Below are 19,353 nucleotides of genomic sequence, written 5' to 3'. Positions count from 1 at the left end.
GGGATCTCCAGTAAAAGCTACTGGCACCACGGAGAAATTCGTGGGTATGAGGAAAGGGTCAAGCATTTGGCCAAGGCCTCGCAAATATTGAAGAAGGGGACTTACATTGGCATAGCGCTGGATGTTGGGGCGACGGCGCTGGAGATAACGGAGGCGTGTTCCACGGGGCGTGAGCAAGCGTGTACGCAGGCGACGTATGTTGAAGGGGGTAAGTTAGTGTTTGGAGTCGGTGGCGCATCGTTAGGTGGGAGTATAGGTGCCTCTGTAGGAATAGGCGCCTGCATGGTTGTTTTTGGCATACCTACAGCAGGTGCCGGAGCTTTGGGGTGTGCCATCGTTGGCGGCGCCACAGGCGGACTCGTTTTAGGCAAAGCTGCAAGCGCTCTCGGAGAAAGCACGGGAAAAGTTCTCTATGAGGCGGTGAGGGATTAAATGGTCTTCGAATACATCGGCATGTGTGCGGGCGTCATCATGCTACTCAGCCTTCCTCTCACTTTTTTTGTCATGTTCAAAAAGCTCGATGCAGCAGAACGCTTTGTGGAGCACAGCGACTATGTAGCCATGCACAAGCGCATTTTTCGTAATGCTCCATTTGAAGGCCGACAAGTGCGCGTATTCGCCATGGCCACCATCATTCTTATGCCAAAAGTACTCCAATGGAGGCGTTTAGTGCGGGTTGAGGACGTTGAAAAAATCCCACGACATCTCAAGTATTGGATGGTCATACCGACACTGATTGCTTTCACTTCCGCTACCGTCATGTGTATTGCCTGGCTTTTTATAGAGAACTAATCCGCCTTTTTGGGCGACTGTCTTTTGCCCTTTCCCAAAACATCATCCGGCAAACTTCTGTCGTCAGGCCCTCAATGCCGATGCCGATGATGCACATCCGGAAAATGCGCATGGCTATGCCGCATCACACTGTGAACATGCACATGACTGTGCGGCTGCGCCGGGTCCCACTCAAACCCGTGCTCATGCTGATGATGTTCATCATGCACGTGCCGATGCCCATGTTCCGTGGCGTCATGCAGATGCTCATGGGCATGCCGCTCCGTCAGGTGCAGCCACACGCCCACGGCCATCAACGCTGATGCGATCCAGAACGCCACCGTTACCGATTCCCCAAACATCAGCAGGGCAACAGCCGCGCCGAGGAACGGCGCTGTCGAGAAGTAAGCGCCCGTGCGCGCACTGCCCAACCCGCGTAACGCCAGCACGAACATGACCAGGCTGATGCCATATCCCAAAAACCCAACCAGCAGGATAGGCGCCAGTTGCGCCGCACCCGGTATCTGCGCGCCGAGGTAAAGCGCCAGGCTGCAATTCACCAGCCCGGCTATCAATCCCTTGGCGCCGGCGATAAACAGCGCGTCTGAGGCCGAGACTTTGCGCGTCAGGTTGTTATCAATCCCCCAGCATGCACAGGCCAGCGCCACGGCAAACGGCCCGGTCCAGTCGTGGTTGGCGCCGCCGCCGTCGGACCATGACAACACCATGCCGCCCAGCACGATCGCGAGCATGCCGAGGACGATGCGGCGGTCGGCGTTTTCTCTGAACACCAGCCAGGCGATCACGGCGGTCAGCAACGATTCAAGGTTGAGCATCAGGGAGGCAGTCGCGCCGGTGGTGCGGGTAAGTCCGAACATCAGGGCAACCGGGCCGAGGATGCCGCCGAAGGCGATGGCGCCGAGCAGCCAGGGCCATTCAGGGCGGGTCAGCCCGCTGGGTTTCCAGCCGCGATCACGTGCGAGGCGCACGCAAGCCAGGCCGAGGCCGCTGCCGAGGTAGAGCAAACCGGCAAGGAGTACGGGCGAAAGGTTCAGGCCGAGGCTTTTGGCGAGCGGGGTGCTGGCGCCGAACAGGGCGGCGGCGGCGAGTGCATAAAGGATACTGAGGTTCATGGGCCGTCCTCGAAAGGTTGACCCATGATACGTCGCTTGCCAGGGTCAGCGCCCTGACAACTTGATACTTACTGCGCGGTTTTCAACTTGATCACATCACCCGAAATCTTGGTGGTGTAACCATTCAGTACCCACGCCCAGAACCATTTTTCCTGCACTTGGGTGTTGATCAGCGCGTCGCCGCCTTTGGCCTTGATCGCGGCATCCTGGGCGCGCACGAAGCGGCTGTTCTGGCCGATCGGGATGATGCCGAGCAACATCACGCCGGTGGCGCTGGCTTCACTGTGGCCCAAAACGGTGTACTGGCTGCTGTCGTACTGTGGGGATTGCATGGCGGTGCCGGTGCAGCCTGCGAGGGTGAAACCGAGAACAGCGGCTGCAACTACTTTACTGACGTACTTCACTGTGAAACTCCATGGACTGACCCCCGGGATTCAATTCTCGAGGGGGCGCTACTTTAATTCCTGCATTGGCAGATTGAAATCAATTACCCGGATGTTTCATTTTCAGGCCTGCACGTACACCCACGCTGTAAGACCCGACGCCAGCGCCACGGAAACGCGCTTGTAGTCCGACACCTCATACGCATCCGCTGCCGCCAGTTCCTGCGCGTTGATCTGAAAGACCATGCCTTCCACGCTGGCAGACTTTTCTTCGCTTGGCGCGACAATCGGGTGATGGGTCTTGCCGCTGGTGGCCAGCACTTGCGGGTCGGTAATTTCTACCCAGCTTTGCGCATAGCCGAGCATTGCGTCGTGTTGGCCGACCAGTTCCCGGCCAAAGTTGGCCAATTGCACGGCCTTGTCCTGCAAAGTGCCGTAGGAAAACAGCAGCACGGGAAATTGGGTGGAGCGTTCCATGGATGTTCCTTAAGCGAGTAGGTCTTCGTAAAAAGCGCCGTAGGGCTTGCTCGGGTGGGCGATCTGGATTTCCAGAATCCACAGCCCGGCGTTCGGATAGTGCTCGAAATCGCCCAGGTCGCCGCCGCGATGGATGGCATGGGGGAAGTCGCTGACGCGGTGGCCCTTGATGTCGAGGTTCAGTCGCCAGCCCATGGCTTGGGCTTGCTCTTGGGCATAGCGGTAAAGCTCAAGGCCTGCGACGTGGTCATTTTTCCAGCGCGATTGTACGCGGTCGAACAGCGCTTTGGCGGCGTTGGCGCAGGCGATCATGTCTGCGTCGTCGCCAAGGGTGAAGGTAGCACCAGCGTCGCCTTCATGGCCTTGCCACACGGCGCCCATGTCGATGAAGAAAATATCGTTTTCGGCCAACACCGGGTCGCCGTCGGAGCGCTGGTTGAAGGCTTTGAGGGTGTTGGCACCAAAACGCACCAACAGCGGGTGCCAGATGCGTTGCATGTCGAGTTCGGTGAGTACCTGTTTGCCCAGCTCGCGAGCCTCGGATTCAAGCATGCCGGGGCGGATGCGTTGGGCGAGGTGTTCGATGGCTTGCCAGGTCATGGCTTGGGCGTATCGCATGGAGTCGATGCTGTAGGCGGCGCCCACGGCTTCTTTGGGTTGTGCGGTCACCGGTGTTCCCTCGCATTCAGGCTGTGCTGGTCGTTATGCGTTTTACTATATAGCGATGCGCGGACGGAACCCAACCCTGAAAACACCAAAGATCAAATGTGGGAGCTGGCTTGCCTGCGATGGCGGTGGTTCAGCAAACAGTTATGTTGCCTGACCCACCGCCATCGCAGGCAAGCCAGCTCCCACATGATGTCAGAAATGGAGCCAGGCCAGGCTACCCAGCACCACTGCCACACCACCTGCGGTATAGGACATGCGCTTGAGCCACTCCTTGCGCGTCAGCAACGTAATCGCCGCCAACGAAATTGCGATTTGAATCGCGGTCATCGCCTGCGCCCAACGGTGATGCTGATGTAGCGCCTCTTCGGACTTCTGGTCCCATTCCTTGGATGTCGCCTCAAGCTTCTCGGCCTGTTTGCGCACCTCTTCCTTCTGGCCCTTGTAGCGCTCGATCTCGTCCTTGTAATGCGCCGCATCCACTCCGGGGATATGCGTGGCCAGCTCCGCCAGGTTCTGGCGGCTGGATTTGGCCTGGTAGTAGTTCCACTGGTTGGCGGCTTCGGTCTTGATGATGGCGGCGTTGTTCTTGTCCATCGCCGCTTCGCTTTCGGTGGAGCCGGCCTGGTAGCTGAGCATGGCGCCCAGGGTGGCCATCAACGCGGTCATTACGGCGATGCGGCTGGCAAAGTTGTCACCGCGCCCGTGCGCATGTTCGGTGGTGTGTTCGAGGTGTTTTTCGTGGGGGCTGGGGACTTCGAAGGCTTCGGACATGGGGGCGTCTATGAAGGGAGTGAGGGAGCCTGATTCTTTACCAGTGAAGCTGTCTCAATCCTGTACGTAACGCTGCAAACCCTGCACCAGCGCATCGAATGTCACGCGGCAGCGCGGGCTGTTGCGCAGGTCTTCGTGCATGGTCACCCAGGTGTCCAATTTGAGCGCAAAGCCATCGGGCAGAACCCGACGCAAACGCGGGTCGCGCTTGGCCAGTTGCACCTGGCAACCGCCGATACCGGCACCGGCGCGGATCAGCGCCAATTGCGCCAGGTCACTGTCGCTGCTGATGGCAAAGGCGCTGCGTTCAAAGCCCTTGATGGCCAAGCTGCGGATAAACGCGTTTTGCTGGTCGAAACCGATGACTGAATGGTTGACCAGATCCTGCATGTGCAGAGGAATGCCCTGCAGTTGCAGGTAATCGTCGCGGGCGTGCAAGCCGACCTCAATCAGACCGATACGCTGCGCCAGCAGTTGCTCCTGGCTGGGGCGGACCATGCGCACGGCGATGTCGGCTTCCAGTTGCAGCAGGTCGCTGAGGCGGTTGGTCAGCACCAGTTCAACCCGCAGGCGTGGGTGTTGGCGGCGCAGCTGGGTGATGATCGGCGGCAGCACTTCCACGCCGACCACTTCGCTGGCCGACACCCGCACCACGCCGCGCACTTCATCGCCGTGGGCAGACGCGGCCCGCTCCAGGGCGGCGGCGGTACGCTCCATGGTTTCGGCATGGGCGCGCAAGGTGTGGGCCACGGCCGTCGGCAGCAACCCGCCAGGCGAGCGGGTGAACAGCACCACGCCCAGCTCGGCTTCCAGCGCAGCGATGTGCCGGCCCACCGTAGGCTGCGTAATACCGAGCTGCCGCGCGGCACCCGATAACGATCCTTCCTTGAGTACGCCAAGGAATGACCGGTAAAGCTCCCAACCAATTGTCGATGCCATGCATAAATGTATAGCGGCTGGATTGTCTTCGGCAATTTATCTATAGCAAGGCTGCACACAAAATGGCCTTACCAACCGGGTAGGAGAAGGTTATGAGCAAGGTTCTGGTGCTGGGTGCAACCGGCGGGATCGGCGGTGAAGTGGCGCGGCAACTGCACGCGGCAGGCTGGGAGGTGTGTGCGCTGACGCGGGATGTGGGCAAGGCCCGCCGGGCGAATGCCGACTTTTCCTGGATCGAGGGCGATGCGCTCAATCGTGATGAGGTATGCGTTGCCGCCCGTGGTTGTGCGGTGATTGTGCATGCCGTCAACCCACCGGGTTATCGCAATTGGGCTGAGCTGGTTATGCCGATGATCGATAACAGCATTGCGGCGGCCATCGCCGAGGGCGCGACGATTGTGTTGCCGGGCACGGTCTACAACTTCGGGCCGGATGTGTTTCCGGTGCTGTATGAAGATTCGCCGCAGCACCCGCGAACGCGCAAGGGGGCTATCCGCGTACAGCTGGAGCAGCGTCTGGAACAGGCATCCCGCCGTGGCGCCCGTGTGCTGATTGTGCGCGCCGGGGATTTTTTTGGCGCTCGGGTGGCCAACAACTGGTTTGCCCAAGGCTTGATCAAACCCGGCAAACCGGTACACGCCGTGAGCTATCCGGGCGCACCGGGTGTGGCGCATCAATGGGCTTATTTGCCGGATGTGGCGCGCACCATGGTCGAGCTGCTTGAACGCCGGTCAACCCTGGAGGCTTTTGCGCGCTTTCACATGGCCGGGCATATGGACACGGACGGCACGCAGATGACCCGGGCGATCCAGCAGGTGGTGCTGCGCAGAACAGGCCAGCAACCACGCGTAGGTCGTTTCCCATGGTGGTTTCTGAAAATGGCTGCGCCCTTTGTCGTCACTCTTCGCGAGATGCAGGAGATGCGTTACCTGTGGCAAACCCCATTGCGTCTGGACAACACGCGCTTGGTCGCGACTTTGGGGCACGAGCCGCACACTCCACTGGAACAGGCGGTGGAAGCTACATTGCTCGGTCTGGGTTGTTTGCCTGACGCTGTCTGATCAAGCGTACATACACCGCGATATTCACCAGCAGCACCATGGCACCCAGCCCCAGTTGAATCTCTGGGGTCAGCCCGGCCGGGTAGATCAGGGTAAGAATGTAATGCTCGATAAAACCGCCGCCATAACCGTCCTGCCCGGCGAGGTGGCGCAGCAGGTTTTCCCAGCGGGTCAGCGGGCAGGGCAGGTGGAACACTTCCACCGCCACGCCCCAGGCTGCGGCGGGCAGGTGCAGCCACATCACTGGCCGCCACCTGAGCGCCAGCAACCCGCCGAACAGCACGAACAGGATAAAACACAGGTGGAACAGTACGAGGCTGTCGGCGGCAATGCGATAGAGCATGAAGAAATTCGCTTTTATCAGGGCTGGAGTTGAGCTTGCAGGTAATCAATGAACACGCACGGTTTTTTGGCGTGTTGCTGCGATTGAAGTCATATAATTACAGCGCACTGTGAGCACCCTGAATAGCGCCGCAGGGTGAAGGGCCGCCAAGGTTGCTTGCCTACGCTGTAGGCCGTTATTCTGCTGAATCCTTTTAGTCCTTCCCCCAAGGTTCTGTTGCGATGAATGTACCGCGTACCGCAGTCGGTCCAATCAAGGCCGTGATTTTTGATATGGACGGGTTGTTGCTGGACACTGAAGGCATCTACACCGAAGTCACACAGATCATCGCCGAACGCTACGGCCGCACCTACGACTGGGGTATCAAGCAGCACATTATCGGCCGGGGCGCCCAGGACCTGGCTGAATACGTGGTCAAGGCGCTGGATTTGCCGATTACTCCGGCGGAGTTTCTGCGGATTCGCGAACCGCTGATGAGCGAGCGTTTCCCCAAAGCCTTGGGCATGCCCGGTGCCGAAGCGCTGGTGCGACACCTGAAGGCGCACAACATTCCGATTGCCGTGGGCACCAGTTCGTCGCGCAATTCGTTTGGCCACAAGACCACCTTGCACCGTGAGTGGTTTGGCTTGTTCGGCACTATCGTCACCGCCGATGACCCTGAAGTGGGGGCCGCCAAACCCGCGCCGGATATCTTCCTCACCGCCGCACGCCGCTTGGGTGTTGCGCCCGAGGATTGCCTGGTGTTCGAAGACTCGCCGTTTGGCGTGACGGCCGCCAAGGCCGCCCACATGACTGCCATCGCCGTGCCCGATGAAGCCATGGCCGACAGCAAGTACCAGCATGCCGACCAGATCATCCGCAAGCTGGCGGACTTTGACCTGGCGGCCTACGGCTTGCCGCCAATGTCCTGAGTAAAACACGCTCAAAAAAAGTGGGAGCAGGCAAGCCAGCTCCCACATTGGGTTTTGCAGTGTTACAGAAGTTTTAAGCGCTGAAACCACCATCGATGGTCAAGCTCGCACCCGTGATGTAGCCCGCTTCCGGGCCGGCCAGATACGCCACGAAGCTGGCAATTTCCTCGACCTGCCCATACCGCCCAACCGCCATCAAGCCAATCAAACTCGCTGCAAACTCACTGTCCGCCGGGTTCATATCGGTGTCCACCGGCCCTGGCTGCACATTGTTGATGGTGATGCCGCGCGGTCCCAGATCCCGTGCCAAGCCCTTGGTCAACCCCACCAGCGCCGCCTTGCTCATTGCATACGGTCCGCCACCGCCGAACGGCATGCGCTCGGCATTGGTGCTGCCGATATTGATCACGCGGCCGCCTTCGCCCATGTGTTTGGCCGCTTCCTGGGTAGCGATAAACACGCTGCGCACGTTGATTGCCAGGGTCTGGTCGAAGTCTTCCAGCTTGAAGTCTTCCAGTGGCGCTATGGCCAGCACGCCGGCGTTGTTCACCAGGATATCCAGGCGCCCAAAGGCTTCGACGGTGGCGTTGACGGCATTGCGAATCGCCGTGGCATCGGCACTGTCGGCCTGAATGGCCAAGGCTTTGCCGCCTGCGCTGATCACGCTGTTTTGCAGTGCCTCGGCCTTGGCGGCGGAGCTGACGTAGGTAAAGGCGACGGCCGCGCCTTGCGCTGCGAGGCGCTTGACGATGGCAGCGCCAATGCCGCGGGAACCGCCCTGGATCAATGCAACTTTGCCGCTGAGGGTGTGTGTGGTCATGTCGATCTCCAAGTAGTTGATGGACCGAGTATCGGCCTCACCTACTCAAGCCGGTAGACCGTGATTGCTATAGTCTGTGTAAACCAAAAGTTTAGAGTGGTCGATATGGAGAGCTTTGGCAGTATCGAATGTTTCGTGCGCAGCGCCGAAGGTGGCAGCTTCGCCGAAGCGGCCCGGCACCTGAGTTTGACCCCGGCGGCAGTCGGTAAAAGCGTCGCCAAGCTGGAAGCGCGCCTCGGGGTTCGGCTGTTTCAGCGCAGCACCCGGCGGCTGACGCTGACCGAAGCCGGCAAGCTGTTCCTCGAAGAAGTCAGCGCCAGCCTCACCACCATCCAGAATGCCGTGGCCAACCTTGCCAGCGCCGAAGGGCGGCCGGTGGGCACCTTGAAAGTCAGCATGGGCACGGTGGTCGGCTGTTTATACATCGTGCCGTTGCTCGGGGAGTTTCTAAAACGCTTCCCCGATATCAGCCCCGACTGGCATTTTGACAATCGCCAGGTCGACCTGATTGGCCAGGGCTTCGACGCCGCACTGGGCGGCGGTTTTGAACTGCCTCAGGGCGTGGTCGCGCGTAAACTCGCGCCGGCGCATCGGGTGCTGGTGGCCTCACCGGATTATCTGGCGGCACGTTCGGCGGTTCTACAGCCAGCAGACCTTGAGCACTGCGATGGCATCCTGATTCGCTCGCCACAAACCGGCCGCGTGCGCTCCTGGCAACTGACCGGCCGCCACGGTGCGCACGGCCCGTTGAACCTTAAGGCACGCATGACGATGAGCGATTCCCAGGCGGCCTGCGTCGCGGCAGACCAGGCGTTGGGCATTGCGCTGGTGAGCATGCCGTTTGCCGTGCCTTGGCTGGCCAGCGGCAAGTTGGTACGCGTACTGCCCGATTGGTACGTCGACGACGGCAACATCTCCCTCTACTACGCCGAACACAAACTGCTGCCCGGCAAGACCCGTGCGTTTGTGGATTTCATCATCGAGCAATTTGCCGAGCAGAAACTGGGGCAAACATTCAGCGCGATTTGATCAAGGCGATCTAGCGGGTCGCGGTCAACGTCTGTGGTAAGGCGCCCGTTGTGGCGAGCAGGCTTGCCCTGCGTTGGGCTGCGAAGCAGCCCCAAATCCAGGCGCTGAGTACTTTCAGAATGAACTTCAGTGCGTTTACTGGGGCCGCTGCGCAGCCCAACGCAGGGCAAGCCTGCTCGCCACAGGAGAATATGGATGCCTTCAGCGGTGGCCTGGCCAGCCGATCACTTTCTTCGGCCGTGGCGTCGCATAAGTCCTGATCTTCGACGTCGACAACCCCAGGCGCACCAGCGATTCGGCAATGGTCACCGCCGCCGTCACGCCATCCACCACCGGCACGCCGGTGCGCTGGCGAATCTGCTCATCCAGCCCGGCCATGCCGCCGCAGCCCAGGCAGATCACTTCGGCCTTGTCGTCGCGGATGGCCAATTCCGCCTCGCGCACAATGGCTTGCATGGCGGCCAGCGGGTCTTCTTCCAACTCCAGCACCGCCATGCCGCTGGCGCGTACCGAGGCGCAACGTTGATACAGACCCGCCAGTTTCAGGCGGTCTTCAATCAACGGTACGGTGCGGTCCAGGGTGGTGACCACCGAATAGGCATGGCCCAGAAACATCGCCGTGCTGGCCGCCGCCTCGGTGATGTCCACCACTGGCACGTTGAGCAATTCCTGCAGACCTTCACGGCCATGTTCGCCATAGCCGGCCTGGATCACCGCATCAAACGGCTGGTCGTAGGCTATCACCCGGTCCATCACCGCGATGGCGGCCAGGTAGCTTTCAAAGTTGCCCTCCACTGATTCCGCACCGAAGAACGGGGTGAGCCCGACAATCTCGGTGCCCGGTGAAGCCACGGCCCGCGCCTGCTGGGCGATGGTGTCGGTGATGGAGGCGGTGGTGTTGACGTTGACCACGAGGATGCGCATGGAATGTCCTTGATTAATGACTGACGTTATCGACTGCAATACTTTCGCCGCTGACATCGGCGTAGAACGCGTGGCGCTTGGCGATCAGCAAGTACAACAGCCCTGCAATACCGGCGCCAAACAGCCAGGAAAACGGCGCGACGCTGGCAAAGCCGGGCAACAGCGCCAGCAGAATCGCGATGACCGCCGCAGGAATAAACGCCGCCACCGCGCGTAAATTGACCCCACGGCTGTAGTAATAAGCGCCATTCGGGTCTTCGCTATACAGCTGCAATACATCCACCTGGCTTTTACGGATCAGCCAGTAATCAACCATGATCACGCCATACAACGGCCCCAGCAGTGCGCCCAACCCGGAGAGGAAATACACGATTACCAGCGGGCTGTTGTAGAGGTTCCACGGCAGGATCAGCACCGCCACGGTGGCGCTGATCAGCCCGGCACGCCGGAAGTTCAGGTACTTGGGCGCCAGGTTGCTCAGCACAAAGGCCGGTGCGACAAAGTTGGCCATGATGTTCACCGCCACAGTGACGATCAGGAACGCCAGGCAGCCCAGCACGAGGAAGAAGGTATTGGGGATGGCCGCGATGATTTCGGTCGGGCTTTCAATTACCCGGCCATTGAGTTGGAACTGCCCGCCGCAGAGCAATACGGTGATCGCGGCAAACACCAGGATATTCACCGGCAAGCCCCAGAAGTTTCCGACCAGGATGGTCTTGCGGCACGGCGAGGAGCGTGCGAAGTCGCAGAAGTTGAGGATCAGCGTGCCGTAGATACTCAGCCACAGCGCGCCACCGGCAAAGATGTTGCGCCACATCTCGCCGCCGCTCAAAGGCTCGCGGATCGACCAGGCGATATTGCCGCCAACCTGGAAGTACATCCAGCCGGCCAGCGAAGCCACGGTCACCAGAATCACCGGCCCGGCGAAGGCTTCATAGCGGCGCACCATTTCCATGCCGTACGCCAGGATCGCCAACTGCACAAACCAGATCGTGATGAAACACGCCCAGCCCAAGGTCGACAGGCCGAGGATCGAGTTGTGGTCATAGTCGGCAAACCCTGGATGAATCGCCGACAGCAACACACGGAAAACCACCGAGGCCAGGTAGGTCTGGATACCAAACCAGGCAATCGCAATCACTGCGCGGATCAACGCCGGAATCTGCGCACCGTGAATGCCGAAACTGATACGGCTGATCACCGGGAATGGCACCCCAGTCTTCTGGCCCATAAACCCCGACAGGTTCATAAAGAAGTACACCAGCGCCGCGCCAATCCCCAGGGACAACAGAATCTGCCAGCCACCAAGGCCCAGCGCATACAGGCCGATGGCAAACGAATAGTTGGCGATGTTGTGCACGTCGTTGGTCCACAACGCGAAAATACTGTAGCGCCCCCAGCGTCGGCCTTCGGCTTTGGTGGGTGCCAGGTCCCTGTTGTGCAAGCGTGGGCTGAGCACCAATGGGCCAGGGCTTGTGGCCTCGGGGTTCAGGGCGGAGGAGGGCAGATCCAGTGCGATGTCATTCGAGAGGCTTGTACGCATTCCGGCAGGCTCCGGCGCATCTGCAGGAACACTGCAGATGGCAAAGTGTATGTATGTTTTGTATTTATTGTATACAAAGAGCAATTCACCTTAAGCCACATGCGTGCCAGTTTTGGCTCTATGAAAATCAGGGTTAATTTCGTTTTTGTAGGTCTGTTGAATAAATTACTGAATTAAAAGCAATATAAATTGACCGTTTGAACAGGTATTTATTTTTGATGGCGAGGCGCGCTATTGAAGCGTCGAACAGCGTGGGGAAATGGGTGTTACGTTTTGGTGCGGGAGAATACGGATTGCACACATAAATGGCACTTATGGTTACATTGATGTGTACATTTTTTATGGGGCGGCGCAAAACAAAATGTGGGAGCGGGCTTGCCCGCGATTACGGTGGATCAGTCGATATCTTCATGACTGGTAAACCGCAATCGCGGGCAAGCCCGCTCCCACATTGATTATTGACCGTAAGGGAATCAAGCCTTGCTGATGATATTCCCGGCATGCAGCCCGCATTCCTTCTGCGTGGCTTCCTCCCACCACCAGCGGCCTTCGCGCTCGTGCTGGTTGGGCAATACCGGGCGAGTGCAGGGCTCGCAGCCGATGCTGATAAAACCGCGCTCATGCAGGCTGTTGTACGGCAGCTCCAGCATGCGGATGTAACCCCAGACTTCCTCGCTGGTCATCTGCGCCAGTGGGTTGAATTTGTACAGCGTACGTTCCGGAGTCGAAAACGCCGTATCGATCTCCAGCGCCGCCACCTGGCTGCGGGTGCCGGGGCTCTGGTCGCGGCGTTGGCCGGTGGCCCAGGCGTTTACACCGGACAGTTTGCGGCGCAGCGGTTCGATCTTGCGCACGCCGCAGCATTCACCATGGCCGTCTTTATAGAAGCTGAACAGGCCTTTCTCTTTGACGAAGGGTTCCAGCTTGCTCTGGTCTGGTGAGATCAGTTCGATGTCGATTTTGTAGAAGTCGCGCACTTGCTCGATAAACCGGTAGGTCTCTGGGTGCAGGCGGCCGGTGTCGAGGCTGAAGACTTTAACGTTCTTGTTCAGCTTCCAAGCCATATCGACCAGCACCACATCCTCGGCACCGCTGAAGGAAATCCACAGGTCATCACCGAACTGGCTGAATGCCAGCTTGAGAATGTCCTGGGCGGATTTGTTGGCATAAGTCGCGGCGAGTTCAGCGACGTCGAAGGCTTGGTTCATCAGGACGGTTCCTACAGGTCAGTGGCGCTGAGCGCTCTATAGGGGAGCGATGGTATCAAAATCCGCTCTGCGTTGCGGCGCCGCGCTTGAATCGCTAGAGTTCGGCAGTCCTTTTGCTCGCTCAACTAACAACATCCAATAGGAGTGTCTTGTGGAAATTGCCTGTCTCGACCTGGAAGGGGTGCTGGTTCCGGAAATCTGGATCGCCTTCGCCGAAAAAACCGGTATTGAATCCCTGCGGGCCACCACCCGTGACATTCCCGACTACGACGTGTTGATGAAGCAGCGCCTGCGCATTCTTGACGAGCATGGGCTCAAGCTCGCCGATATCCAGGAAGTGATCGCCACCCTCAAGCCGCTGGACGGTGCCATCGAGTTCGTCAACTGGCTGCGCGAACGCTTCCAGGTGGTGATTCTGTCAGACACCTTCTATGAGTTCTCCCAGCCGTTGATGCGCCAGCTCGGTTTCCCGACCTTGTTGTGCCACCGTCTGATCACTGATGAAAATGATCGTGTGGTGAGTTACCAACTGCGTCAGAAAGACCCAAAACGCCAGTCGGTGTTGGCGTTCAAGACCCTTTACTACCGCGTGATCGCTGCTGGCGATTCCTACAACGACACCACGATGCTGGGTGAAGCTGACCGTGGGATTCTGTTCCATGCGCCGGAAAATGTGATTCGCGAGTTCCCTCAGTTCCCTGCGGTGCATACCTTTGAGGACTTGAAGAAAGAGTTTATCAAGGCATCGAATCGGCAGTTGAGCCTGTAAGTGACTCAGCGCTGTTGATGGCCCCATCGCAGGCAAGCCAGCTCCCACACTGAACGCGGTCAGCCTGTGGGAGCTGGCTTGCCTGCGATGAGGCCCGTGCGGCCACTGCCTAAACCCCGGCCAACAACCGTTCATAAGGAATGCTCAAGCCTTCATGCAGCCGCTTGATCATCGACAGGCTCAGCTTGCGCTTGTGGTTGAGTACCTCTGATACCCGCCCACTGGTGCCGATAAAGGGCTCCAGATCACGGGCAGTCATGCCAAGCTGCTCCATGCGAAATCTGATCGCCTCCACCGGGTCCGAAGGTGGCATGGGAAAGTGTTCCGCCTCGTATTTTTCAATAAGCACGGCGAGAATTTCCAGCTCGTCCCCCTCAGGCGAGCCGATGTCTGCGCCCCAGAGCTGCTCCACACGCGCAAGCGCAGCGGTCAGGTCTTCCTGGGAATGAATAGGTTTGATGTTCATCACACGGTCTCCGCGTTGATCTGGTCGTATTGCATATGGGTTCCCACGAAACGCACAAACCCCAGCTGTCGTTGATAGTCGATCGCCATGATCACTCGATACTTGTTGCCGCCCACGTTAAACACCACCCGGCTGCCCTTGAGAATACTCGCCGTTCTGAGCTCTGCCTTGAGTGCCTGTGGCGTTGTGTAGGTGGTCCTCTCCATATGGCGATACAGCTCGACCAGCGGTGTCTTGGCATCGGTATAAGCAGGATGGCTTTCCCAGAATGTCCGTAAGGTAGAGAGGGCGATTATCCGCATCGCTGTTCCCTCCCAATTTGGGAGATATTAGGTGGGGTTGGTGTGAGATGCAATCCCGGAAATAATTTCTGACGAGTAGGCATTCGCTTCACGTGATCCTTCACAGGTGGCGGGTGGACGGTCTGAGCCGGACGCTATCCGCCCGCTCATACTCCGTCCACAGCCGTTCTGATTCAGGTTTTTTCTGTCGCTGGGCGCCGCGAGCGAGCGCCAGGAGAGGCGGGGGTGCTACAGGCTTTCCAACGTGTGTAACAAGACCCGTACCTTGGTGAGCGACTCTTGATACTCCGCCTCCCATTGCGAATCCGCCACGATCCCGCCACCGCCCCAGCAGTTCACGTGCCCATCCTTGACCAGCAAACTGCGGATGGCGATGGAGCTGTCCATTTCGCCGCGCACATCCAGATACACCAGCGAGCCGCAGTACAACCCGCGTCGAGTCGGTTCCAGTTCATCGATGATCTGCATTGCGCGGATCTTCGGCGCGCCAGTGATGGAGCCGCCGGGGAAGCTGCCGGCGATCAGGTCGAGGGCGTCTTTGTCGTCGGCCAGCACCCCTGTCACGCTGCTCACCAAGTGGTGCACATTGGGGTAGCTTTCCAGGCTGAACAACTCCGGCACCTTCACCGAGCCGGTGCGGCAAGTGCGGCCGAGGTCGTTGCGCAGCAGGTCGACGATCATCAGGTTTTCGGCGCGATCCTTGGGGCTAGCCAGGAGTTCGGCGGCGTTGGCGGCGTCTTCTTCAGGCGTCAACCCCCGCGGGCGGGTGCCTTTGATCGGGCGGGTTTCGACCTGGCGCTCGCTGATCTGCACGAATCGTTCTGGCGACAGACTGAGTATCGCACCGTTATCCGGCAGGCTCTGAAACCCGGAAAACGGTGTAGGGCAGGCTTCACGCAGCGCGCAATACGCGACCCAGGGATCGCCGGCACAGGGCGCGCGAAAGCGTTGCGCAAAGTTGACCTGGTAGCAGTCGCCTGCCTGGATGTAGTCCTGAATACGCACGATGGCCTGCCGGTAGGCCTCGGATGTGAGGGCCGGTGCCATGGGACCGTTCAGCTTGAACGTGTCAGGCGATATAGCCGCAGGTTGCCCAAACAGTTTGATCAACCGTAGCCGTTCGCTGTCGGCCAGCGCGGGGTGAAACACCAACTGGCTGGTCTGCGCCTGGTGATCGCTGATCAGCGCCCAGGCATACAGCCCGAAACGCGCATCCGGCAGGTGCAGGTCATCTACGGCCCAATCAGGCAGTTGCTCCAGGTGCCGGCCAAAATCGTAACTCAAGTAGCCAATCAAGCCGCCAGCAAAGGGTAGTGCATAACCTGCAGGCAGATGCGCTTCGCCTAACTGCGTCAGGTTTGTCCGCAAGCGTTGCAGGAAATCACCACCACTTTCGTCAGGCGCTACCGTCAATGTCGCTTGTGGCCAGGCGCTGAGCAGGTCATAACGCCCGCGTTCGGCAGCCGGGCGACCACTGTCGAGCAGCACTGCGCCAGGGGCATGACGAATTGCCGCAAAGTAGTCGGCGGGGTTGGCCCGGTAGGGCAGCGGGTGTACGGAGCAGGTCGACATCGCGGGGTGGATCAGCTGTTGGCGTGGGGGTGGCGATTGTAGTCCCCCGAAGGGTTTGGTCCTAGAGGGGATGTCGGTGATAGCTAGATAGAGGTGTTGCTTGTCACAAAGCTATCGCAGGCAAGCCAGCTCCCACATTCTGGGAGCTGGCTTGCCTGCGATGAGGCCACTAGCCTTCTACCGCAGGAATATGCCCAAACATTTCCTGCACAAACTTCACCCGTTCTTCCGGAGTTTCGGTCACGCCAGCCGCTTTCAGCGCGTCCAGTCGCGCTTCCACCGCATGGGTACGCAACGTCAAACCGCAGTCGTTGGCGATCTGGATATTCAGCCCGGGCCGCGCATTCAGCTCCAGGATCAACGGGCCTTTTTCCTGGTCCAGCACCATGTCCACGCCGATATAGCCGAGCCCGCACAGCTCGTAGCAGCCGGCCGCGAGGGTCATGAACCCGTCCCAGTTGGGCAGTTGCACGCCATCCACCGCATTGGTGGTGTCGGGGTGTTTGGTAATGATGTTGTTCAGCCAGGTGCCGCGCAGAGTCAGGCCGGTGGCGAGGTCTACGCCCACGCCAATCGCGCCCTGGTGCAGGTTGGCCTTGCCGCCGGACTGGCGGGTCGGCAGGCGCAGCATGGCCATCACCGGGTAGCCCATCAGCACGATAATGCGGATATCCGGTACGCCTTCGTAGCTGATGCTCTTGAAGATCTGGTCGGGCACCACGCGGTATTCGATCAGTGCGCGGTCGCGGTGGCCGCCCAGGGAATACAAACCGGTGAGGATGCTGGAGATCTGGTGCTCGATTTCTTCATGGCTGATGATCTTGCCGGACACTGTGCGGTAGCGCCCTTCAAAACGGTCGGCCACCACCAGGATGCCATCACCGCCAGCGCCCTGGGCCGGTTTGATCACGAAGTCGCTGCGCCCGCCGATGATCTCGTCGAGCTTGTCGATTTCTTTTTCGGTGGAAATGATCCCGTACATTTCCGGCACGTGCAGGCCGGCAGCCAAGGCGCGTTCCTTGGTGATGATCTTGTCATCCACCAGCGGGTAGAGGCTGCGCTTGTTGTACTTGAGCACGTAATCGGCGTTTCGCCGGTTGATGCCCATGATCCCCCGCGCTTCCAGGGCCTTCCAGGTTTTCCAGAAGCCAAACATTACGAATCAGCCTTGAGGAAAGCCTTGAAACGTACCAGTTCGGTGAGGCGATAGCCGCGATAGCGACCCATGGCCAGCATGAAACCCACCAGAATCAACAGGATCGCCGGGAAGGTGAACACAAAGTAGACCAGCTCCGGCACGCTCATGATGATGTGCGCCAGGGCGGCGGCGAACAGTGTGCCTACGGCCACTTTCAGCGCATGGTTGGCACCGCGTTCTTCCCAGGTGATCGACAGACGCTCGATGGTCATGGTCAGAATCACCATCGGGAACAGCGCCACCGACAGCCCGCGTTCCAGGCCGAGCTTGTGGCTGAACAGGCTGATGGCCGCAATCAGTACCACCACGAAGGTCAACACCACCGAGAGTCTGGGCAGCATCTGCAATTTCAGGTGCTCCAGGTACGAACGCAGCGACAGGCCCAGCGCCGTGATGATGGTAAACAGCGCAATGCCGAAGCCCAATTGCGTCTCGCGAAACGCCAGGGCGATCAGCACCGGAGTGAAGGTGCCCAGGGTTTGCAGGCCGATCAGGTTACGCAGGATCAGAATCACCAGCACGCCGATGGGGATCATCACCATGATCATGAAGGTCTGCTGGGTTTGCAGCGGCAGGCCGTACAGCGAGTATTCGAGGAAGTTGGCGTCGGTGTTTTCGTCGGTCAGCTTGGCCAGGCGAATCGCGTTCATCTCACTGTTGTTGAGGCTGAAGGTCACCATGGCTTTCTTGCCGCCCTCCACCGAAATCAGGTTTTCATCACCGGTCCACCACAGCAGGCGGTCGGATGGCAGGCCCTGCTCGCCGGTTTCCGGGTTGAAGTACAGCCAGTCATTACCGTTGAAGCTGCGCAGCCACAGTTCCGGGGTTTGCGGCTGGTCGGCGACGAGCCGGATGGTGTGGACTTTTTCCACCGGCACATGGGCGATGGACAGCAACAGTTCGACGATCTTGGCTTTGTGCGGCGTGGACGGATCGCCCGCCAGCAGCAGCTTTACATTGTCGTCGTTGAGGTTGTTGGTGCGCTTGATCGCTTCGGTGATAAAGGTCTCGACGTCGGCCGAATGCTGGCGGATCGGCGCCAGCAGGGCTTCGGCGGCGATTTTTTCCGGGCCTTCGACGGCGATGCTGTCGCGGAAGGTCGGGCCTTTGACCTTGACCTTTTCACCGCTGTAACGCTTGGTCAGCACCAAGCGGTAATACAGCGTCTGGTTGCCCTTGGCGCGGCGCGCCGACCAGGTGACCTTGCGGTTGCCGTCGGCGCGGTTGACGCTCACGCCGTAGTTATTGGAAATAAAACTCTCGTTAAGGCTGACGAAGTCGCGGCTCAGGGGCGGCACGAACATCGAGATTTTTACCGGGTCCTTGGGGTTGGCGACGAACTCGACCTTGGCGTCGATGTTCCACAAGTCGTCGGTGGCGTCTTCGGTGACGGGGATTCCCAGCACGAAAATCTGATAGGCGGTGACCGAAATACCCAACACCACCAGGATGGTGATCAGGATTCTCAGGTGCAGGGTCAGAGAGCGCATTCGGTTTACTCGGCGGTATGAGCGTCGGCGGCGCAGGCGGGTTTGCCCGCTGCGTATTTAAGACTGGGGTCGACCAGCGCATCAAAGCGTTTCAACGCTTCGGAGCCGATCAGCAGCGGGTATTGGAAGGCGCTGCGGTCAGTCAAGTTCACTTCGATGCTGCGTAAAGCAGTGCCCATGCAGATATCCAGGGCAATCACTGGGCGGGCGGTGTAGTTCTTGTCCTCATCGGGGTCGTAGTCACCGGCGCGGCGCTTGATCTTGCTGACGCGGGCCAGGGGGCGTTCGATGGGGTGGGAATGGGCGGTGTCGATGGCGAGATAAAAGCGTACCCAGGATTCGCCGTCGCGCTTGAAACGCTTGATATCGCGGGCGCTCAACGAGGCGGTCTTGGCGCCGGTATCGAGTTTGGCGGCGACTTCCAGGTCGATGCCGGCCAATTTGGCGTATTCATTCAGGCCATACACGGTCTTCTCGGCGGCAACGCCAAGGCCAGGTAGGCACAAGAGGCAAATAAGAAGGAAGGGTTTGAGTCTCATAGATCCTGACGCGGTGCAGTGCGATGTTTAATTCA

At 59.4% G+C, this 19,353-nt stretch carries 22 protein-coding genes and 1 pseudogene; 6 read left to right on the top strand and 17 right to left on the bottom strand.

Annotated features, from left to right (window positions below):
• Both K0H48_RS22725 and K0H48_RS22720 read left to right on the top strand, forming a co-directional pair.
• Positions 1-432 (top strand): annotated as a pseudogene (locus K0H48_RS22725) (hypothetical protein); the annotation flags it as partial.
• A complete protein-coding gene (locus K0H48_RS22720; protein WP_219269283.1) occupies positions 433-792 on the top strand; it encodes a hypothetical protein in 360 nt (119 codons plus the stop codon).
• Positions 793-863: 71 nt separating this feature from the next.
• Here K0H48_RS22720 and K0H48_RS22715 read toward each other — a convergent pair whose 3' ends face one another.
• The 6 genes from K0H48_RS22715 to K0H48_RS22690 all read right to left on the bottom strand — a co-directional run bounded on the left by K0H48_RS22715 (position 864) and on the right by K0H48_RS22690 (position 5,143).
• Positions 864-1,904, bottom strand: coding sequence for a DMT family transporter (locus K0H48_RS22715; protein WP_219269282.1), 1,041 nt, complete (start codon positions 1,902-1,904; stop codon positions 864-866).
• Between the two features lie 68 nt (positions 1,905-1,972).
• Entirely contained in the window at positions 1,973-2,308 is a 336-nt protein-coding gene (locus K0H48_RS22710) for a hypothetical protein (protein WP_219269281.1), read from the bottom strand.
• A 102-nt stretch (positions 2,309-2,410) separates the two neighbouring features.
• A complete protein-coding gene (locus K0H48_RS22705; protein ID WP_219269280.1) occupies positions 2,411-2,764 on the bottom strand; it encodes a gamma-glutamylcyclotransferase family protein in 354 nt (117 codons plus the stop codon).
• Positions 2,765-2,773: 9 nt separating this feature from the next.
• Positions 2,774-3,433 (bottom strand): M24 family metallopeptidase, encoded by a 660-nt coding sequence (locus K0H48_RS22700; RefSeq protein ID WP_219269279.1) that lies wholly within the window; start codon positions 3,431-3,433, stop codon positions 2,774-2,776.
• A 192-nt stretch (positions 3,434-3,625) separates the two neighbouring features.
• Entirely contained in the window at positions 3,626-4,204 is a 579-nt protein-coding gene (locus tag K0H48_RS22695) for a DUF4337 domain-containing protein (protein WP_219269278.1), read from the bottom strand.
• Between the two features lie 54 nt (positions 4,205-4,258).
• Entirely contained in the window at positions 4,259-5,143 is an 885-nt protein-coding gene (locus tag K0H48_RS22690; protein WP_219269277.1) for a LysR family transcriptional regulator, read from the bottom strand.
• Between the two features lie 92 nt (positions 5,144-5,235).
• On the opposite strand from K0H48_RS22690, the gene K0H48_RS22685 reads away from it, so the two are divergent.
• Complete coding sequence (locus tag K0H48_RS22685) at positions 5,236-6,204, top strand: NAD-dependent epimerase/dehydratase family protein (protein ID WP_219269276.1); 969 nt, start codon at positions 5,236-5,238, stop codon at positions 6,202-6,204.
• Here K0H48_RS22685 and K0H48_RS22680 read toward each other — a convergent pair.
• Entirely contained in the window at positions 6,164-6,547 is a 384-nt protein-coding gene (locus K0H48_RS22680) for a DUF2784 domain-containing protein (protein WP_219269275.1), read from the bottom strand. The genes K0H48_RS22685 and K0H48_RS22680 overlap by 41 nt on opposite strands.
• 221 nt (positions 6,548-6,768) lie before the next feature.
• Here K0H48_RS22680 and K0H48_RS22675 point away from each other — a divergent pair, with 221 nt between their 5' ends.
• Positions 6,769-7,458: an HAD-IA family hydrolase gene (locus K0H48_RS22675; protein ID WP_219269274.1), complete on the top strand. Its 690-nt coding sequence runs from the start codon at positions 6,769-6,771 to the stop codon at positions 7,456-7,458.
• Between the two features lie 73 nt (positions 7,459-7,531).
• Here K0H48_RS22675 and K0H48_RS22670 read toward each other — a convergent pair whose 3' ends face one another.
• Entirely contained in the window at positions 7,532-8,278 is a 747-nt protein-coding gene (locus K0H48_RS22670; RefSeq protein WP_219269273.1) for a 3-oxoacyl-ACP reductase family protein, read from the bottom strand.
• Positions 8,279-8,383: 105 nt separating this feature from the next.
• Here K0H48_RS22670 and K0H48_RS22665 point away from each other — a divergent pair, with 105 nt between their 5' ends.
• Complete coding sequence (locus K0H48_RS22665) at positions 8,384-9,307, top strand: LysR family transcriptional regulator (protein WP_219269272.1); 924 nt, start codon at positions 8,384-8,386, stop codon at positions 9,305-9,307.
• A 201-nt stretch (positions 9,308-9,508) separates the two neighbouring features.
• On the opposite strand, the gene K0H48_RS22660 is transcribed toward K0H48_RS22665, so the two are convergent.
• The 3 genes from K0H48_RS22660 to K0H48_RS22650 all read right to left on the bottom strand — a co-directional run bounded on the left by K0H48_RS22660 (position 9,509) and on the right by K0H48_RS22650 (position 12,982).
• Complete coding sequence (locus K0H48_RS22660; RefSeq protein ID WP_219269271.1) at positions 9,509-10,231, bottom strand: aspartate/glutamate racemase family protein; 723 nt, start codon at positions 10,229-10,231, stop codon at positions 9,509-9,511.
• Positions 10,232-10,244: 13 nt separating this feature from the next.
• The gene (locus tag K0H48_RS22655) at positions 10,245-11,774 is read right to left on the bottom strand and encodes an NCS1 family nucleobase:cation symporter-1 (protein ID WP_219269270.1); all 1,530 of its coding nucleotides are present in this window, start codon (positions 11,772-11,774) and stop codon (positions 10,245-10,247) included.
• A 473-nt stretch (positions 11,775-12,247) separates the two neighbouring features.
• Positions 12,248-12,982, bottom strand: a complete 735-nt coding sequence (locus tag K0H48_RS22650) for a phosphoadenylyl-sulfate reductase (RefSeq protein WP_017134733.1) — start codon at positions 12,980-12,982, stop codon at positions 12,248-12,250.
• Positions 12,983-13,133: 151 nt separating this feature from the next.
• Here K0H48_RS22650 and thrH point away from each other — a divergent pair, with 151 nt between their 5' ends.
• Complete coding sequence (gene thrH, locus K0H48_RS22645) at positions 13,134-13,751, top strand: bifunctional phosphoserine phosphatase/homoserine phosphotransferase ThrH (RefSeq protein WP_065929901.1); 618 nt, start codon at positions 13,134-13,136, stop codon at positions 13,749-13,751.
• 109 nt (positions 13,752-13,860) lie between these two features.
• Here thrH and K0H48_RS22640 read toward each other — a convergent pair whose 3' ends face one another.
• The 6 genes from K0H48_RS22640 to K0H48_RS22615 all read right to left on the bottom strand — a co-directional run bounded on the left by K0H48_RS22640 (position 13,861) and on the right by K0H48_RS22615 (position 19,318).
• On the bottom strand, positions 13,861-14,217 hold the full coding sequence (locus K0H48_RS22640; protein ID WP_099548788.1) for a type II toxin-antitoxin system HigA family antitoxin: 357 nt from the start codon (positions 14,215-14,217) through the stop codon (positions 13,861-13,863).
• Positions 14,217-14,519 (bottom strand): type II toxin-antitoxin system HigB family toxin, encoded by a 303-nt coding sequence (locus K0H48_RS22635; RefSeq protein ID WP_056861583.1) that lies wholly within the window; start codon positions 14,517-14,519, stop codon positions 14,217-14,219. The genes K0H48_RS22640 and K0H48_RS22635 overlap by 1 nt, the downstream gene beginning before the upstream one ends.
• Before the next feature lie 228 nt (positions 14,520-14,747).
• Positions 14,748-16,091: an aminodeoxychorismate synthase component I gene (gene pabB / locus K0H48_RS22630; protein ID WP_219269269.1), complete on the bottom strand. Its 1,344-nt coding sequence runs from the start codon at positions 16,089-16,091 to the stop codon at positions 14,748-14,750.
• Between the two features lie 169 nt (positions 16,092-16,260).
• Positions 16,261-17,247, bottom strand: coding sequence for an alpha-L-glutamate ligase-like protein (locus tag K0H48_RS22625; RefSeq protein WP_200432304.1), 987 nt, complete (start codon positions 17,245-17,247; stop codon positions 16,261-16,263).
• Positions 17,247-18,779, bottom strand: coding sequence for an inactive transglutaminase family protein (locus K0H48_RS22620; protein ID WP_219269268.1), 1,533 nt, complete (start codon positions 18,777-18,779; stop codon positions 17,247-17,249). Before K0H48_RS22620 ends, K0H48_RS22625 begins: the two co-directional genes overlap by 1 nt.
• Positions 18,780-18,784: 5 nt before the next feature.
• Positions 18,785-19,318: an ATP-dependent zinc protease gene (locus K0H48_RS22615; RefSeq protein WP_138814335.1), complete on the bottom strand. Its 534-nt coding sequence runs from the start codon at positions 19,316-19,318 to the stop codon at positions 18,785-18,787.
• Positions 19,319-19,353: the final 35 nt, after the last annotated feature.

Origin of the sequence: Pseudomonas sp. Xaverov 259, assembly GCF_019352915.1 — a bacterium.
GTDB lineage: Bacteria > Pseudomonadota > Gammaproteobacteria > Pseudomonadales > Pseudomonadaceae > Aquipseudomonas.
Note: the sequence above shows the minus strand (reverse complement) of the source record. Positions and strands in the feature narration are given on the sequence as shown.

Bases quoted from the DNA above. Each gene is read 5' to 3' on its own strand.
- K0H48_RS22720 (WP_219269283.1), top strand. From the start codon at position 433: ATGGTCTTCGAATACATCGGCATGTGTGCGGGCGTCATCATGCTACTC.
- K0H48_RS22715 (WP_219269282.1), bottom strand. From the start codon at position 1,904: ATGAACCTCAGTATCCTTTATGCACTCGCCGCCGCCGCCCTGTTCGGC.
- K0H48_RS22705 (WP_219269280.1), bottom strand. From the start codon at position 2,764: ATGGAACGCTCCACCCAATTTCCCGTGCTGCTGTTTTCCTACGGCACT.
- K0H48_RS22695 (WP_219269278.1), bottom strand. From the start codon at position 4,204: ATGTCCGAAGCCTTCGAAGTCCCCAGCCCCCACGAAAAACACCTCGAA.
- K0H48_RS22690 (WP_219269277.1), bottom strand. From the start codon at position 5,143: ATGGCATCGACAATTGGTTGGGAGCTTTACCGGTCATTCCTTGGCGTA.
- K0H48_RS22685 (WP_219269276.1), top strand. From the start codon at position 5,236: ATGAGCAAGGTTCTGGTGCTGGGTGCAACCGGCGGGATCGGCGGTGAA.
- K0H48_RS22680 (WP_219269275.1), bottom strand. From the start codon at position 6,547: ATGCTCTATCGCATTGCCGCCGACAGCCTCGTACTGTTCCACCTGTGT.
- K0H48_RS22675 (WP_219269274.1), top strand. From the start codon at position 6,769: ATGAATGTACCGCGTACCGCAGTCGGTCCAATCAAGGCCGTGATTTTT.
- K0H48_RS22670 (WP_219269273.1), bottom strand. From the start codon at position 8,278: ATGACCACACACACCCTCAGCGGCAAAGTTGCATTGATCCAGGGCGGT.
- K0H48_RS22665 (WP_219269272.1), top strand. From the start codon at position 8,384: ATGGAGAGCTTTGGCAGTATCGAATGTTTCGTGCGCAGCGCCGAAGGT.
- K0H48_RS22660 (WP_219269271.1), bottom strand. From the start codon at position 10,231: ATGCGCATCCTCGTGGTCAACGTCAACACCACCGCCTCCATCACCGAC.
- K0H48_RS22655 (WP_219269270.1), bottom strand. From the start codon at position 11,774: ATGCGTACAAGCCTCTCGAATGACATCGCACTGGATCTGCCCTCCTCC.
- K0H48_RS22650 (WP_017134733.1), bottom strand. From the start codon at position 12,982: ATGAACCAAGCCTTCGACGTCGCTGAACTCGCCGCGACTTATGCCAAC.
- K0H48_RS22640 (WP_099548788.1), bottom strand. From the start codon at position 14,217: ATGAACATCAAACCTATTCATTCCCAGGAAGACCTGACCGCTGCGCTT.
- K0H48_RS22635 (WP_056861583.1), bottom strand. From the start codon at position 14,519: ATGCGGATAATCGCCCTCTCTACCTTACGGACATTCTGGGAAAGCCAT.
- pabB (WP_219269269.1), bottom strand. From the start codon at position 16,091: ATGTCGACCTGCTCCGTACACCCGCTGCCCTACCGGGCCAACCCCGCC.
- K0H48_RS22625 (WP_200432304.1), bottom strand. From the start codon at position 17,247: ATGTTTGGCTTCTGGAAAACCTGGAAGGCCCTGGAAGCGCGGGGGATC.
- K0H48_RS22620 (WP_219269268.1), bottom strand. From the start codon at position 18,779: ATGCGCTCTCTGACCCTGCACCTGAGAATCCTGATCACCATCCTGGTG.
- K0H48_RS22615 (WP_138814335.1), bottom strand. From the start codon at position 19,318: ATGAGACTCAAACCCTTCCTTCTTATTTGCCTCTTGTGCCTACCTGGC.